The 16,888-nt window shown below is 37.5% G+C and carries 14 protein-coding genes; all 14 read right to left on the bottom strand.

Annotated elements, in window-relative coordinates:
* Window positions 1–11: 11 nt before the first annotated feature.
* Window positions 12–593 (bottom strand): ribosome biogenesis GTP-binding protein YihA/YsxC, encoded by a 582-nt coding sequence (gene yihA / locus ACQKNZ_RS09160; protein WP_144535655.1) that lies wholly within the window; start codon window positions 591–593, stop codon window positions 12–14.
* Window positions 594–2,927: an endopeptidase La gene (lon, locus tag ACQKNZ_RS09155; RefSeq protein WP_427659297.1), complete on the bottom strand. Its 2,334-nt coding sequence runs from the start codon at window positions 2,925–2,927 to the stop codon at window positions 594–596.
* A gap of 141 nt (window positions 2,928–3,068) precedes the next feature.
* On the bottom strand, window positions 3,069–4,340 hold the full coding sequence (gene clpX, locus ACQKNZ_RS09150; RefSeq protein ID WP_144535651.1) for an ATP-dependent protease ATP-binding subunit ClpX: 1,272 nt from the start codon (window positions 4,338–4,340) through the stop codon (window positions 3,069–3,071).
* Between the two features lie 314 nt (window positions 4,341–4,654).
* A complete protein-coding gene (gene tig / locus ACQKNZ_RS09145) occupies window positions 4,655–5,935 on the bottom strand; it encodes a trigger factor (RefSeq protein ID WP_144535649.1) in 1,281 nt (426 codons plus the stop codon).
* Between the two features lie 295 nt (window positions 5,936–6,230).
* Window positions 6,231–7,400: an anhydro-N-acetylmuramic acid kinase gene (locus ACQKNZ_RS09140; protein ID WP_427659294.1), complete on the bottom strand. Its 1,170-nt coding sequence runs from the start codon at window positions 7,398–7,400 to the stop codon at window positions 6,231–6,233.
* A gap of 44 nt (window positions 7,401–7,444) precedes the next feature.
* Window positions 7,445–8,392: a GNAT family N-acetyltransferase gene (locus ACQKNZ_RS09135; RefSeq protein WP_340844558.1), complete on the bottom strand. Its 948-nt coding sequence runs from the start codon at window positions 8,390–8,392 to the stop codon at window positions 7,445–7,447.
* Window positions 8,393–8,409: 17 nt separating this feature from the next.
* Window positions 8,410–9,378 carry an N-acetylglucosamine kinase gene (locus ACQKNZ_RS09130; RefSeq protein WP_427659292.1) on the bottom strand — a complete coding sequence of 323 codons (969 nt, stop codon included), beginning with the start codon at window positions 9,376–9,378 and terminating at the stop codon, window positions 8,410–8,412.
* 64 nt (window positions 9,379–9,442) lie between these two features.
* Window positions 9,443–10,309 carry a MurR/RpiR family transcriptional regulator gene (locus ACQKNZ_RS09125; protein ID WP_222123055.1) on the bottom strand — a complete coding sequence of 289 codons (867 nt, stop codon included), beginning with the start codon at window positions 10,307–10,309 and terminating at the stop codon, window positions 9,443–9,445.
* Between the two features lie 77 nt (window positions 10,310–10,386).
* Window positions 10,387–12,210, bottom strand: coding sequence for a metallophosphoesterase (locus tag ACQKNZ_RS09120; RefSeq protein WP_195761991.1), 1,824 nt, complete (start codon window positions 12,208–12,210; stop codon window positions 10,387–10,389).
* Window positions 12,211–12,224: 14 nt separating this feature from the next.
* Window positions 12,225–13,145 carry an N-acetylmuramic acid 6-phosphate etherase gene (murQ, locus tag ACQKNZ_RS09115; protein ID WP_151113626.1) on the bottom strand — a complete coding sequence of 307 codons (921 nt, stop codon included), beginning with the start codon at window positions 13,143–13,145 and terminating at the stop codon, window positions 12,225–12,227.
* A 10-nt stretch (window positions 13,146–13,155) separates the two neighbouring features.
* Complete coding sequence (locus ACQKNZ_RS09110; protein ID WP_427659289.1) at window positions 13,156–14,304, bottom strand: exo-beta-N-acetylmuramidase NamZ family protein; 1,149 nt, start codon at window positions 14,302–14,304, stop codon at window positions 13,156–13,158.
* 17 nt (window positions 14,305–14,321) lie between these two features.
* On the bottom strand, window positions 14,322–14,939 hold the full coding sequence (locus ACQKNZ_RS09105; RefSeq protein WP_144535640.1) for a YesL family protein: 618 nt from the start codon (window positions 14,937–14,939) through the stop codon (window positions 14,322–14,324).
* A 55-nt stretch (window positions 14,940–14,994) separates the two neighbouring features.
* Window positions 14,995–15,885, bottom strand: a complete 891-nt coding sequence (locus ACQKNZ_RS09100) for a carbohydrate ABC transporter permease (RefSeq protein ID WP_144535639.1) — start codon at window positions 15,883–15,885, stop codon at window positions 14,995–14,997.
* Window positions 15,886–15,897: 12 nt separating this feature from the next.
* The gene (locus ACQKNZ_RS09095; protein WP_186318042.1) at window positions 15,898–16,857 is read right to left on the bottom strand and encodes an ABC transporter permease; all 960 of its coding nucleotides are present in this window, start codon (window positions 16,855–16,857) and stop codon (window positions 15,898–15,900) included.
* Window positions 16,858–16,888: the final 31 nt, after the last annotated feature.

Below are 16,888 nucleotides of genomic sequence, written 5' to 3'. Positions count from 1 at the left end.
ATAGTAAAATATTACATTCTGCTTTCGATTTCTGCCCAAGCTGCATCGAAGCCTAAACCTGTTTCAGAAGAGAAGATTACTAGAGGATCATTTTTGTCCATTTGCAGCTCTTCTTTGACAATCTTCTTATGCTTGTCCCATTTCCCTTTAGGAATCTTATCAGCTTTTGTAGCTATAACAATACAAGGTATATTGTAATGCTTTAAAAAGTCATACATCATACAATCATCCGTTGTTGGGGGATGCCTTAAATCAACAATTAATAAGACAGCCTTCAGAACCTCACGGGAGGTAAAATAAGTTTCAATCATTTTACCCCACGCTGCGCGTTCTGACTTTGATACTTTTGCATAGCCATAGCCAGGTACATCGACAAACAATAAATCCTCTTCCAGCTTGTAAAAGTTTAACGTTTGTGTTTTCCCCGGCTTAGAGGAAATACGAGCCATACTCTTACGACCAATCATTTTATTGATAAAGGAGGACTTCCCTACATTGGAGCGCCCTGCAAGAGCAAATTCCGGTAAATCTCCCTCTGGATACTGAGCTGGTCTAACAGCACTTATTAATAGTTCAACGTTATGAATTTTCATTTATTTTGCCTCCTCTAATGCCAGTTGAAGCACCTCTTCAGCATCGGAAACAAAATGGAACGTCAATACTTCGCGAACACTTTCTGGTATATCTTCAATATCACGCTCATTGTCTTTTGGACAAATAATTGTCGTTAGACCTGCGCGATGTGCACTTAATGTCTTTTCTTTTAAACCACCAATAGGTAGCACACGTCCTCTTAAAGTTACTTCACCAGTCATACCAACTTCCCGAAGAATTGGGCGTTTAGATAATGCTGAAACAAGCGCGGTAACAATAGTAATACCTGCTGATGGGCCATCCTTAGGAACAGCACCTTCCGGAACATGAATATGGATATCCTTGTTTTCATGGAAGGTTGGATCAATTCCAAAATCATTGGCTTTCGATCGTACATAGGACAAAGCAGTTTGAGCAGACTCCTTCATAACATCACCAAGCTTACCAGTAAGCTGTAATTTACCAGATCCGGCAGATAAAGACACCTCTATTTGGAGTGTATCTCCCCCTACCGTGGTATAGGCAAGACCTGTTGCTACGCCTACTTGATTTTCTGACTCAGCTTGTCCATAACGAAACTTGCGTTTACCAATCATGTCTTCCAAATTCTTTGCAGACACAGTGACACGTTTTTTGTCTCCAGATACGATTTGAAGAGCAGCCTTACGACAAATATTTGCCAGTACTCTCTCTAAGCTTCTGACTCCAGCTTCACGAGTATAATAACGTAAAACATCTATTAGAGCATCATCTTTAACTTGTAGTTGGGTTTTCTTTAAGCCATGTTCTTTAAGCTGCTTTGGCAGCAAGTGATTTTTGGCAATAGAAAGCTTTTCTATTTCTGTATAACCAGCAATAGAGATAATTTCCATACGATCTCTTAAGGGACCAGGAATTGTACTTAAGTCATTAGCAGTAGCAATGAAAAGTACATTCGAAAGATCATATGTTTCCTCAATATAGTGATCACTAAAGGAATTATTCTGTTCAGGGTCTAGTACCTCTAGCATGGCTGCTGCAGGATCTCCGCGGAAGTCATTAGACATTTTATCGATTTCATCTAGCAAAATTAGCGGATTAATCGTTCCTGCCTTCTTCATCCCTTGAATAATTCTTCCTGGCATGGAACCTACATATGTTCTGCGGTGTCCACGAATTTCAGATTCATCTCTTACTCCTCCAAGGGAGATTCGTACGAATTTACGTCCTAGTGATTCAGCGATAGATTTGGCTAGAGAGGTTTTCCCTACTCCTGGAGGTCCAGCCAAGCAAAGGATTGGTCCTCTGAGCGATTTAGTCAATTGGCGAACAGCCAAATATTCTAAGACACGCTCTTTTACTGTTTCAAGTCCATCATGATCACGATCTAAAATTTCTTCAGAACGTTTAATATCTAATTGGTCCTCAGTAGACTTAGACCAAGGGATAGAAACAATCCACTCAATATAATTGCGAATGACTCCACTTTCTGGAGCTTGCGTTGGAAGCTTCTCATAACGATCCAACTCTTTTAACACATTTTTTTTGGTCGTTTCCGGTAAACCAGCTTCTTGGATGCGCCTTTTTAATTCAGCAACCTCACCTGTCTTACCTTCTTTATCTCCGAGCTCGGTTTGAATGGCCTTCATTTGCTCACGAAGATAAAACTCTTTTTGCGTTCTTTCCATAGCATTTTTAACACGATTATTTATTTTTTTCTCAAGATTCAAAATTTCTTGTTCATTATAAAGCTGCACGATTAAGGTTTCCATGCGTTCTTTAACATCCATGATTTCTAGAATCTCTTGTTTGCCAGATATTTTGAGCGGTAAAGCTGCCGCAATCATATCAGCTAATCTACCTGGTTCTTCAATATCTGCTACAGAACGGTAAGTTTCCTCTGACACTTGCTTGGAAGCCTTAGTATACTTTTCGAAATTATGTAATAAAGTACGCATTAACGCTTGATCTTCTTGATCAGCTTTTTTTGGCTCGATATACGCTGACACGGTTACTTCATCCATTTTGTTTGTAACTTTATATTCATCCCAAATTGCACGCTGAAGTCCCTCAACTAATACCCTCATCGTTCCGTTCGGTAACTTCACAACCTGTTTTATATGCGCAAGAATCCCTACAGGATATATATCCTCTTGGCTAGGATGTTCTACACCCAAATCCCTTTGTGCGGAAATAAAGAGTTTTTCTTCGCGTTTCATTGCTGTATTTAAAGCATCAATTGAACGCTCGCGCCCTATATCTATATGTAAAACCATAGTAGGAAATATAAATAAACCACGAAGGGGTAAAACTGGGTAATATGTTTTTTCTGCCACTTTGGAATTCACCTCCATCATATTGTATCCTTTATGTATCCTAATAATACAGTAAACCTCATGATAAAAAGAGGTAGTTTTCATCTTATAAAGAGAAATAGCTGACATCCTTGCTCGCGCCTATGCACGTAGTTTGGAAGCCAGCTTTTTCAATGGCTATTAAGCCGATGTTTTTTCGTTATCTAAATCTTTTAGTTCAGAACCATCTTCTAATAAAAGTTTAGGACGTGCGTGCTCTGTAATTGTTTCTTTAGTAATCACACATTCCACGATATCTTCTCGTGATGGTAATTCATACATTACATCTAGCATTGTATTTTCAATGATAGAACGTAATCCACGAGCACCAGTTTTACGCTCAATAGCTTCCTTCGCAATTTCCACTAAAGCTTCATCTTCAAATGTTAACTTCACATTATCCAACTCAATCATTTTTTGATATTGCTTAACTAGTGCGTTCTTAGGCTCTGTAAGGATTTGCACTAACGCTTTATCATCCAACTGCTCTAGACTTGCTAATACAGGTAAACGACCGATGAATTCAGGGATTAGACCAAATTTCAATAAGTCCTCTGGAATTAACTGAGATAACACAGATTTTGCATCTTCTTGAACTTTGTTAGGATCTGCACCGAAACCAATTACTTTTTCACCTAAACGGCGTTTAATAATCTGTTCGATTCCATCGAATGCTCCTCCAACGATAAACAAGATGTTCGTTGTATCAATTTGAATAAATTCTTGATGAGGATGCTTACGTCCACCTTGTGGTGGAACACTAGCTACAGTACCCTCAAGTATTTTAAGAAGGGCTTGTTGTACCCCTTCACCTGAAACGTCTCTAGTGATAGAAGGGTTTTCAGATTTACGTGCAACTTTATCTATTTCATCTATATAAATAATGCCTTTTTCTGCTCTTTCAATATCATAGTCTGCTGATTGAATAAGCTTTAAAAGGATATTCTCTACATCTTCCCCTACGTATCCAGCTTCTGTTAAAGAAGTAGCATCTGCAATAGCAAATGGAACGTTGAGAATTCTAGCTAAAGTTTGAGCAAGTAATGTTTTACCGCTACCAGTTGGTCCGATTAAAACTATATTTGATTTAGACAATTCTACTTCATCAATTACGCTATTAGAGTTAATACGTTTGTAATGGTTATAAACAGCTACTGCAAGTGATTTTTTTGCTCGCTCTTGGCCAATTACATATTCATCTAAAATAGCTAAAATTTCTTTTGGTTTTGGAACTTCTTTGAACTCTACTTCTTCCTCTGTGCCAAGTTCTTCTTCTACTATTTCAGAACATAAATCAATACACTCATCACAAATGTAGACACCAGGCCCCGCAACAAGTTTACGAACTTGTTCCTGTGGCTTGCCACAAAAAGAACATTTTAAGTTCCCTTTTTCATCATTGAATTTGAACAAAATATTCACCCCTATTCAAGCCATTATCTTACAAGATTCTTTGTTCGGAATCAAATAATAAGTTTGGTCAAGTTTTTTTTACATCAGACGCTGTTACGTCTTATTGCAACACTTAGGTATATACAAAAGCACCATTACAAAAAGAGCCTCTGAATTTCTTGCAGAACAATATGCAATTTAAACTACTATACCACATAACATTGGGTAACAAACAAACAACGGTAACAGCGCCATACCTTTAAAAATATGTATGTATAAAACAAGGCACAGACAGATGCTGTACCTTGTTATATATTATAACGCGTTATGTGTAATTATGAAATTTTAGCGTTTTCTACTAAGAATTCCACAGTTTTTTGGAAGCGAAGGTCATTTGCAAGAACTTCTGTACCACCAAGTGCACGTTTAATATCGTCAGCTGACATATTGAATTGTGCACTCATTTTTTCTAGTTCAGCGTTGATATCTTCTTCAGACGCTTGAAGATTCTCTTTCTCAGCAATTGCTTCAAGAGTTAATGATACTTTCACACGATTTTTAGCATCTTCTGCCATTTGTCCGCGTAAAGCAGCCTCGTCTTGACCAGAGAACTGGAAGTAAAGATCTAAATTCATGCCTTGTTGCTCTAAACGTTGACCAAATTCTTGTAGCATACGATCAGTTTCTGTTTCAATCATTGCTTCTGGGATATCGATAGTAGCGTTTGCTGCAGCAGCTTCTACTAAATCATCACGTAGGTTTTGTGCTGACATTTGTTTTTTCTCTTCAGCAGTAGTTTCTTTAAGTTTAGCACGTAAAGCATCAATGCCTTCTACTTCAGCATCAATTTCTTTAGCTAGGTCGTCATTAAGCTCAGGAAGTTCTTTTCCTTTTACTTCTTTAACTGTAACTTTGAAAGTTGCTGCTTTCCCTGCTAATTCAGCTGCATGGTACTCTTCTGGGAATGTAACTTCTACATCTTTTGAATCGCCAGATTTAACTCCTACAAGTTGACCTTCAAAGCCAGGGATGAAAGAGTTAGAACCGATTTCTAATGGGTAGTCTTGACCAGCTCCACCTTCAAACGCTTCTCCGTCTACAAATCCTTCAAAGTCGATTACAGCAGTATCGCCTTCAACGATTGCATCTTCTTTTACTACTAATTCAGCTAAACGAGCTTGTTGAGCTTTTAATTGCTCTTCAATTTCTTCGTCTGTAACTGTTTCATCTACTTTAGTTACTTCAAGTCCTTTGTATTCACCAAGTGTTACCTCTGGTTTTACTACTACATTAGCAGTGAATACTAAAGGTTGACCTTTTTCCATTGATACGATGTCGATTTCTGGACGATCAACTGGATCAATACCAGCTTCTTCAACTGCTGAAGCATATGCATGTGGAAGAATGAAATCTAATGCATCTTGGAATAAAGATTCAACTCCGTACATTTTTTCGAAAATTTGACGTGGCATTTTCCCTTTACGGAAACCAGGTGCATTAATTTGCTTTACCACTTTTTTGAAAGCTTGATCTAAACCGTTGTTTACTACATCAGCAGCAACTTCAACTGTTAAAAGACCATTATTTCCTTCTTGTTTTTCCCATTTAACTGACATTTATTCTACCTCCAATAAATAAATTACAATAATTTAGTAGCCTGTATATTAAAAGTTTGAAACTTAACAGGACAGTTTTTCACTAATTATATTGACAACCTGTATATTATAGCATAATTGACTAGACTTTCAACATTATTGATATACAAGTATGTTCGTCCGATTACCTTTCGAAAAAAGAAAGGTTATCTTATTTCCTTCATACTTTATAATCCTTTAAATCGGATAGGTATGTCAACTATAAACAAAGAAAAAATCATTCGCTAATTTCGTGAAAAAAGCTTCTTTTCTTTTTTCACCATGCAATTTTTCCCATCACAACTTCTTTTGAAGCACCAGTTGCAGATGGAAGATTGTTCGTTCTTTTCTTAAAACATTGGTAACCCAACAGAGCAAAAATGACAGCTTCTTTAGCATCGGCAACCATTCCATACTCTTCAATTCCAACTACAGAGATATCCTTTGGAAGATATTCTTGAATACTATTAAATAGTGTTTGATTATTTCTTCCTCCGCCGCTGATTAAAACTTCTTTTACATATGCAGTTTTTCCATGAGTTAAGATTTCTTTAGCTATAGTTTTTGCAGTTAACGCGGTGACAGTAGCTATTCTATCTACTTGATTAATATATAAACTCTCCGCTTCCTGCCAAAGTTTCCTAGCAAAACCCACTCCGAACATCTCTCTACCCGTACTTTTAGGGTAATTCTGTTCGAAATAAGGGTGATCAAGTAGCTTATTTAGCCACCTTTCATCCACCATACCCCTACGTGCAATATCTCCATCTCGGTCAAAGGATTCCCTACCTGCAGTTGCCCATGACACGAAAGCATCAATAATCATATTTCCAGGACCAGTATCATACGCGATAACATTTGCTGCTATAGCACCCTTAGATAAGACGGTTATATTAGATATGCCTCCAATATTAACGAGGACTCTTCCATAATTTTCTTTTGCATAAAGCATGTGTTCTGCGTATGGTACCAATGGAGCACCACTTCCTCCTACAGCCATATCACGTGTTCTAAAATCCCCAACTGCAGTTATTCCCGTACGCTCGGCCAAGACTGCTATATCACCTATTTGTAAGGTAGATATTATATCCGTTCCTTCAATTTTAATAGGATCAGGTTGATGGAAGATCGTTTGGCCATGTGAACTTACAAGTAATATATCACTGGGCGTTAATCCTGCCTGTTGAATAACAGTTAAGGTAACTTCAGAAAAAACTTCTGCTAAATACATATTCATTGCACTAATGTTCTCTATCCTAGCCAGTTCAGGTATACAAAGCTCTCCAAGCTGTTCTTTTAGCTCTCTAGAGTATGGGACAGACAAATAATTCACTAGATCTATTTGTAAATAGTCCTGAGCATCCGATATTTTAACGAGTGCTGCATCTACTCCATCCAAGGATGTTCCCGACATAAGACCTACTACATAGCTTGTTTGTCCTTCCAATTGCCTCTCTCCCCATATGAGATTTATGTGCCCATCAAAACATATTAAAGCAGCTTTCGATATGAGGTATATCCTTTCCATACCTCATAATCTAATTTACGATAAAAATCGACAAGCCCAGTCCAATCTATGACAATATTTTTAATATTTCTACTTCGTAGAAAAGCTATAGCAGCCTCAACAATCGCAATGCCATATCCACTGCCTCGTTGTGTAGAATCAACTCCTAATGGACCGATTCCTCCTAATTCTCGGTTAAATAGAGGAGCCCAATAAACGTTTTGTGCAATCATAGGTGAAGTAGCATCATTTATTCTTGAAAAACCAATAATTTTGTTTTCTTTTTTGAGAACGATAAACTCTCGACCAGTACCTCCTCTTTGGAAATAATGAAGAGCCTCGTACTCCCATCTACCTGGGAAACAACGATGAAGAAATGCAAGGAAATGCTCTCTATCCTCAAGATTTAATAGAGAGAATTCTACGTTGTCGAAGGAAGGCAATACTTTTGTGTCCTCATCCTCATACCTACAAAGCATGTCGTACTCCTTTCCGAATGCTTGATATCCCCTCTTTTCAAACCAAGTCTCCTTACTTTGAGAAGGTACACCAGGGAAATAATGCCACGGATCTTTACCTAACAATATCTCATGCATACCAGCTGTGTGTAGAGCTTCCTCTGCATGCCTCAATAGAGCAGATCCGACCCCCTGGTTACGGTATTCATGATGAACAAGAATTACTTGTATCCATCCCGTTTTGTCTTTCATCGGGACTGACAATTCTTCCTGCCACCTTTTGCCTACAATAAATCCGATTACTCTATCCTGCTCATCGACAGCAATTCGCGAAGCCTCATGACAGACATTTTCATCATGAAAACTATTTTGTTCAAATAGCTCCTTACGCATAGGAAACTCACTACCTAGCTCTATATTCCATAAATTCACCAGTTCATCTAGCCTTTCCACATGCCACGCTATAAGTTTCATTATTTCACCTCTTCTACTTAGTTTGTTCTATTAAATGTTTCTAAAAAAAACTCATCGATGTCCACTTTTTCTTCTAAGAGAGCAGCAACCACAGCTCCACCAGCCGGCAATATTTTAGGGAAAATCATTTCCACCCTGACACCTTTTTCTTTAATGGTTTGCTCAATGGATTCCTTCAAAATGTCATATCTACTAAACAAGCCTCCTACTAAAACAACTGAAATGGCCTTGTCTCCTTGAGTGAATAATTGACTTACAACTGTAGAAATTGCTATACCAAGCTCTGCTCCATTTTTTTGTATAATCTTTTTGGCTGTTATGTCATCTTGCTGTACTGCCTCCATAACTAACATGGTTAACGAAGATATTAGCTTTTTAGGGTTTTCAGACTGATAAATATTTGGAATAATATCTGGTAATTCATCTTTGCCAAAATGCTTCGTAAGGAGTTCGCACAAGAGCGTTGGTTTAGTAATACCATCTCTTGCTTTAAATGCTTCCTCTAAAGCATCTCTACCAATTGCATAGCCGCTTCCCTGATCCCCAAATAGGTGGCCCCAGCCTCCTACACGCGCTCTTTCGAATATTTGGTTAACACCATATGTAATTGCTCCTGTCCCTGCAATTTGTACTATTCCAGGTCTACCTATAGTTCCGGAGTACAGTGCTGTAATAGCATCATGATCTATAGTAATATTTACTCCTGATGGAAAGAGGGAAAGGAGCATTATTTTCAAGGCTTCTTGATTGGAGGTATTGCCTGCTCCTGCCATGCCAGCAAATACTCGTTTTACCTGTTTGAAATCATCTGGTGCAGATTCTTTTAAATTAGTTACAAGCTTTACTAATTCTGCTTGGACAGCTTTCTTTCCTGTACTATTTATATTGGTCCCACCAACTGTTGCTTTTGCTACTACTTCCCCCTTATATGTAGCAATAATTCCGGTTGTTTTCGTTCCTCCACCATCAATTCCTATTACATACATTTTGTCTCCACCCCTTTTTGACAATAAACAAGCCAACTCCTAGGAGAGTTAGCTATGTAATAAATTATTTTTTGGAATCCTTCGACAGAAAATTGACCGCATCTCGTGTGGCATCAAGATACTTAACAGTTTCCTCGTATTGTAGAGATGCAACTCCCATAAATAGAATATCCACCACCTGAAGCTGTCCAATTCGAGAGGAAGTAGCGCCACTACGAAATGTTGACTCTCTTGTTGCTGACGTATAAAGCTTTATATCCGCTATCTTAGAAATAACTGAGTTTCCATATTTGGTTATACTAATAATAGAAATGCCTTTTTGTTTAGCTAGCTCCAATACTTTAGCTACTTCTGCTGTTTCTCCAGAAAATGAAACAGCTACTACAACGTCTCCTTCCTCCGCTGTTGCTACTAAGGTCATCGCCAAATGAATATCTGGAAAGGCATAAGCATTCTTGTTAATCCGCAAAAACTTTTGTTGGGCATCTTGCGCAATTATATTAGAGGCTCCTACTCCAACAAAATGCACTGTATTTGCAACTTTAAGAAGTTGAATAGCCTTTTCTAGTTCTTCTGTATTTAACATTTCTGCAGTTTCACGTATCGTTTTGATACTATTATTTGTCATCTTGTCAATAATGGATAAAATAGGTTCATTGGGCTCAATATCTCTAAACCCGTGCTCTGTCGTCTTTTGCAAATCTCCTGCAATACGTAGCTTTAGGTCTTGTAAACCTTTTAAGTCTAATGATTTACATAGCCTAATGACTGCGGCTCCACTTGTAGAGCTTCTTTTACCTAATTCGATTGCCGTTAAAGAAATTGCCTCTTGAGGATGATTTAATATGTACTTTGCAATTTTTCTTTCAGAGGGCGGCAATGTGTTCACCATTTCGTTTAGCATAACTAGTCCACCGTTGGCAGATGACATAATAATCAACTCATTTCTTTATAAAATATGGCTTTTTAGCTAAGGCACTACAGCATCTTTCTTACTGATGAAGGACTTCAAGAATATGGTTTGTATTCATAACATAAACCTTCCGCTCTAATATGAAGCAACCCATAACCGATTGTATTTCCTTGGTTTTTACTTACATATCCTTTTGGCGCAGAATTACCTGTAATAATAAAACGAACTCCTCCATACTCCCACTGATCAAGCGTATGTAAATGTCCAAACAAAACTACAATGTCACTTGAGGGCACTTGTCTCTTATATTCAATTAGAATTTCTTCTAATTTCTTTGTATCTTTCCTATCCATTTCATGGGCAGTTCCAAATCGATCCTTAGTTGGAACATGTGTAAGAATGACAATTCGCTTTTCATTGTTAGATGCTAAAACTTCCTTTAAATAAGTAAACTGGGTCGAATCAGATTGTGTAATACTTTGCTCTATCGCACTGTTTAATATAATAAATAGTACATTCCCATAATTGAAATGATAGGCTGGGGAACCCATGAAGTTCCGATATAGTTTTAAATTGCCTTGAAACGCCTCATGATTGCCTGCTAGAGTCAATATCGGCTTCTTTGCGTTAGCCAGCAGAAACTCTTTAAAAAGTATGTATTCCTCTTCTGTTCCTTGATCTACAAAGTCACCCATATGTATCACAAAGTCCGAGGAGGCTTCCATAGAATGTCCTAGCGCAGCCTTTCCGTATTCAAGTGAATGTGTATCGGGAATAATTGCTATTGAATAGCAGTCTTCAACCTTTGGTGAATTGAGAGTTTGGATAAAAAACTCTTGCTGAAAGAGGTCCATTTCATTCCCAGCTCGATCCCTTGCATAAATTGAGAAATGATGGTTCCCATCTTCTAATCTAACGTTAGCAATTGCGTAACCCCAGCCAGTTTCTTCATCATATATAACTTGTTGCTGTCTATTGTTAATAGTGATGATAATTTCTTTTCCTTCAATCCCACTTTGATCATCTAACAGTCGAAAATTTATCCGGGGTGTGGCTGTGTACACCACGGCTGAATTGGTTGGCGTTACATTTGATAATATAGGTTTTTCAAGATCTTGACTTAAATCTACTCTATAAGTTTTCTCTAGATGTGGTACTGACCAATTACCTGCCAGATCCTTTGCATGAACACTTATAGTATAGTTCCCTTCAGGAAGATCTTGTAAATGATAAGAAATCTTGTTCTTTTGAATGGAATGAATAACTAATTCATTGTTTACCTTCATTATAATAGAATTCAGGTCTACTCCTGACATAAAATCACTCACTACGGCAGAAAAAACAAACGAATTTGAATAGACCTTTTCTTTTTCAGGTAATATGTCACTAAATACGGGTCCAGAAAGATCCTGATCATCCACATACACAAAAAGAATTTGATCTAAATAGAACTTTCCATTAATACTGGAGTCTTTTTGGTAAATCATATTTGTTTCTACCGCATATATTTGCTCCAACCTTAATGGAAGCTTCCAGTTTTGCTCTATCTCTGCGTCTAAGTACTTCCAACCTCTCCAGCTAATGTTACCGTCTGTTAGGTTTACTACTTTTCGCTCATTGTCCCCATCTATAATAGTTGCTCGGAGCCATGGTGTTTTCCCATCGCTATGTACCCACATAGCTATCTTTTTAGGTCTCTGCTCTGTCAATAATTCCTTCTTAAACTTAATATACATGGCTCCATTCCCTGTAACCCAGCCTCCGAAGTTAAAGTTAATTTGCAAACTATGATTACCATGTTTTACGTAATCCTTACTTAGAGATAAATCATAGGAGGAGACAAAAGAACGGTTAGTGTCATAGTCACTAAGTTTGGCACAGTCAAAATCATCCAAGATTAGCTTCTTTAGTTCCTTCATCATGCACCCTCCTCTTATGATTTCGTTCCGGCCAATTCAATTGCCTTTCGAACAAATCCATTTGCTTGTTCAATATAATCCTTAGCCGCTTTATAATCTACATTCGCTTTCATCATTACTATCGCAGGTTTTACTTCCTTATTTGTTAGTCCTAAATATTTCTCTGTCTCTTCATAAGACTGTTGAGTAATAGTTTGGATGATTCCCTTCGCTCGCTCTTCTAGCTTTTCATTACTAACTGAAACGTCCACCATTAAATTTTCATAAACCTTTCCTAGCTTGATCATTACTGTAGAGGAGATCATATTTAGGATTAACTTATGAGCAGTTGCTGCCTTCATTCTAGTAGAGCCAGTAATTACCTCTGGTCCTGTTTCTACTTCAATTTTTATAGCTGCATATTCACTTATAATGGAATTTTTGTTTGCAGTTAGACTGATGGTTTGTGCTCCAATCTGACTAGCATACTCTAATGCTCCTATCACATATGGTGTTCTGCCACTCGCTGCTATTCCCACTACTACATCACAACTAGCTAAGTTTCTTTCTATTAAATCTTCTTTACCCATTACCGGGCTATCCTCAGCGCCCTCTACAGCTTTTTCAAAAGCGTTCAATCCGCCAGCCATAATAGCTTGTACTAAATTTGGTGATGTTCCAAAGGTAGGAGGACATTCCACAGCATCTAATATTCCTAGCCTTCCACTGGTTCCTGCACCAACATAAAATAATCTTCCACCAGACTTCATGGATTCATATACAACATCTACTGCCTTTTCAATTTCCTCCAAGACTTCCTGAACACATTTAGCGACATTTAAATCCTCATCATTAATCAAGGTTAAAATGCCTTTGGTAGACATATTATCAATATTAGTCGACCTATCATTTCTCTGTTCTGTTGACAGCTTAGTTAAATTAGCCAAATCCTTCATTTTAATCATCCTAGTTATATAAGTCGTATATTTTCTTTTCCTTCTGAAATCCTTCGATAAGAGCTAGACAGTTCTCTATATATACCTCGGTGGTTCCTCCCCACACTCTGTCCCTCAGACTTTTAGTTCCAGCCAATAAATCGAAAAAGTACTTCTTTTGCTCATTTTTTATGAATGAGAAGTCAGTTGGGTACATTTCCGCTATTGTTTCTAAAAGCAATAGCCCAGTTTTCCAGGAATTCAATGTATTACGATTTACTACATGTAACTGTATGCCACTACAGATTACATCCTTATACTTTTGATACGTCGGCTTAAAAGAAACTGGCCTTGCTATAACTCCTTCTACCCCTCTATCATTAAAAGCTTTTGAAAGACTATTACCGTCAACATAAGGAGCGCCAATCCATTCAAATGGTCTCGTAGTTCCACGGCCTTCAGATAAATTGGTACCTTCTATTAAACAAGTTCCAGCGTATAAAATATTCATATCAATGTTAGTTGTATTTGGAGATGGAGGGACCCAGAACAAAGGTGTATCATCGAAGTACATCGATCTCTTCCAGCCCTCCATTGGTACAACAGTTAATTCACAATCATAGCCAAATTTGTATTTAAACAGCTGTGCAAGTTCTCCAACTGTCATGCCATGTCTGTTCGGAATCGGTAATAGTCCAACAAAGGAACGGACATCTTCTTCTACTAAATTTCCTTCCAAACGCTCCCCAGAAATAGGATTTGGTCGATCCAAAACGACAAATTGTTTTCCTTGCTCTGCACAGGCTTCCATCACATAGGCCATTGTATAAATGTATGTATAGTACCTCGAACCAATATCCTGCAAGTCAAAAACTATTACATCGATAGATTCCAGCATTTCCTTCGTCGGCTTTCTGGTTTTACCGTACAGACTGTATACAGGAAGATTAGTATATGGATCGAACGAAGACTGTACCTCTTCCCCCTCCTTGGCATCCCCACGTATACCGTGCTCTGGACCATATAAGGCTTTGAGAGAAATGCCCGGATGTTCATAAAACAAATCAATCGTAGGAGTAAGCTTTTGATTCACTCCTGTCATATTCGTAACAAGACCAATACTTTTTCCAGTAAAGCGTTTATATTCTCTGTCTAAAAAGACTTCTAATCCTAGCTTCATTTGTTTCCTCCACCTATTTAGACATTTGAGGGCTCATATTTTGTAAAGGTTTTAGATGCACCCCACGTGAGGATAAAGGCAGTAACACTTCCTCCAAAGAAAAAAAGTAGTGCAGGGATGGTCATGAAAGCTACATAGTGAACAAAGCCCAATATAGCAATCATTGCAATTGTAAGTACTGGATGAATAACGCCTATTACGAATGCCCATTTAATATTTTGTAAAGCATTAACATTAAAATGAACAAAAATTGGAAAAGAATATAACAACACTATCAACAACACTATATAGAGCGCAATAACCCCATAGCTTGCAACAAAATAAACCATATTTTCCTGTGCTCTTAATATTTGGAGCTCAATATATAAGAGATAGCCTACTCCAGCAAGGAGGTAGCCAAGCAAATTTGCTTTAAAAAATTCCTTGCTATACGATTTCCAGAAGGTTTGAAATATTTTAATATCTGTATCTCCCGAAACCCATTTTCTCACAACTGCAAACATGCCAGCTGTAGCAGGCATCAGCCCAAAAAAGAACAAACCTACTAATGTGAAGACAAACCATAATATGTTAACGTAAGCTAATCTCATCGCCCACAAGGAAAACTGATAGTATCCATTTACAAAACCATTCATAGTAGTCTCTCTCCCTTCATGGATGGTTTGAAGTTACTTAAGTTAAGACAATCTATTATTCTTTAATAGAACCGATTAATACACCTTGAACAAAGAATCTTTGTAAAAACGGATACACGATTAAAAGTGGTAACGAGGAAATAATAATAACGGCGTATTTTATTAATCCGCCTGTTCTCACTTGCTGGATGAGAGACTCAGTTTGCTCTCCTGAACCTTCCCCTAATTGGGCCTGATTCACTACTAAAATTTCCCGCAGTATGAGCTGAAGTGGGTATTTGTCACGGTCTGACAAGTATATTAATGCATTAAAATATTGGTTCCATAAACCAACTGCATGGAATAATGCCATAACCGCAATAATCGGCATAGAAAGTGGTAATACTATCTTGATAAACATATAAAAATCTGAGGCACCGTCTATTTTTGCAGCCTCTACTAATTGGTCAGGTATACTGCTCTGAAAGAATGTTCTAGCAACTAGAATAGACCAAGCACCAACTACTCCCGGGATTACTAATGCCCACATTGTGTCTAGCATTCCTAATGTTTTAATCACTAAATAGGTCGGGATTAAGCCACCGCTGAACATCATAGTGAATAGCACTAACCATAAAATATATTTGCTTCCCATTAATTCTTTTCGAGAAAGCGCGTATGCACATGGCAATAGTACAAACAAATGTAGGAGAGTCCCTACTGCTGTGTATAAAATTGTATTTCTATACCCTAGCCAAATAGAATCATTTTGTAATATTTTCCGATATCCTTCGAACGTGATATCTACCGGCCATAGCCACATTTTCCCTGAGCTAACCGCTAAGGGGTCGCTTATAGAAGCACTAATTACAAAAACAAGTGGATACACAATTAGGATTACAATAACTGCTAAGAAAATTTTGTTTAGCACATCAAAACCCTTGTCTGACAAACTAAATTTATTCATAGGAACCCCTCCTTACCATAAGCTATTATTACTAGTTTTTCTTGCAACATAATTGAAGGTAATTAGTAATGCGATATTGATTAAGGAGTCAAATAAACCAATAGCTGCAGCAAAGCTATATTGACCTTCTAATAACCCTGCTTGATATACATAGGTCTGTATGACATCTGATGTTGCAGAGTTTAAGCTATTCTGCAATAGTAAGACTTTTTCAAATCCTACTGACATAAAGCTACCAATATTTAAAATAAGCAATACAATGATTGTTGGGAAAATGCCTGGTAAGTTGATATGTAATATGCGTTGAAATTTAGATGCTCCGTCGACTTCCGCTGCCTCATGTAGCTCAGGGTTAATCCCCGCCAAGGCTGCTAAATAGATTATCGAGCTCCAACCTAAAGTTTGCCATACTCCTGACCAAACAAATATATGTCGAAACCAACCTGCATCATCTAAAAAACGAATTTGGTCTCCACCAAATAGTGTTATTATTTGATTCACTAAACCATTTACTGGGTCTAAGAATATAACGATCATTCCTACTACTACCACTACAGATATAAAGTGAGGAGCATATGTAAGTGTTTGAGCCCATTTTTTAAACGCTCCATTTTTTAGTTCATTTAACGAAAGAGCTAAAATAATTGGCAAAGGAAAAAGTAGCAATTGATATAAGCTAAGTAATATAGTATTTTTGATTAATCTCCAAAAATAGTACGAATTAAAGAATCTTGTAAAGTGATCAAATCCAACCCATGGACTTCCCCAAATCCCTTGATTGGCCATAAAATTTTTAAAGGCTATTTGCAATCCATACATCGGAACATAATGAAAGATTAAAAAATATAAAAGGGCAGGAAGTAAGAAAACATAGAGTTGCCAGCTTTTCATAAAATTTCTTTTGAATTTAGCAAAACGGCTAACTTTTGGAATCACCACATGCTCCTGTAATTTTGTTTCATTTAATTGCATTTATTTACCCCCTTCTCCACTCCGTTGTTCT

This window comes from Psychrobacillus sp. NPDC093200, assembly GCF_050280345.1.
Lineage (GTDB): Bacteria > Bacillota > Bacilli > Bacillales_A > Planococcaceae > Psychrobacillus > Psychrobacillus faecigallinarum.
The sequence above is the reverse complement of the archived record's forward strand: the minus strand, read 5'-3'. Positions and strand labels throughout refer to the sequence as shown.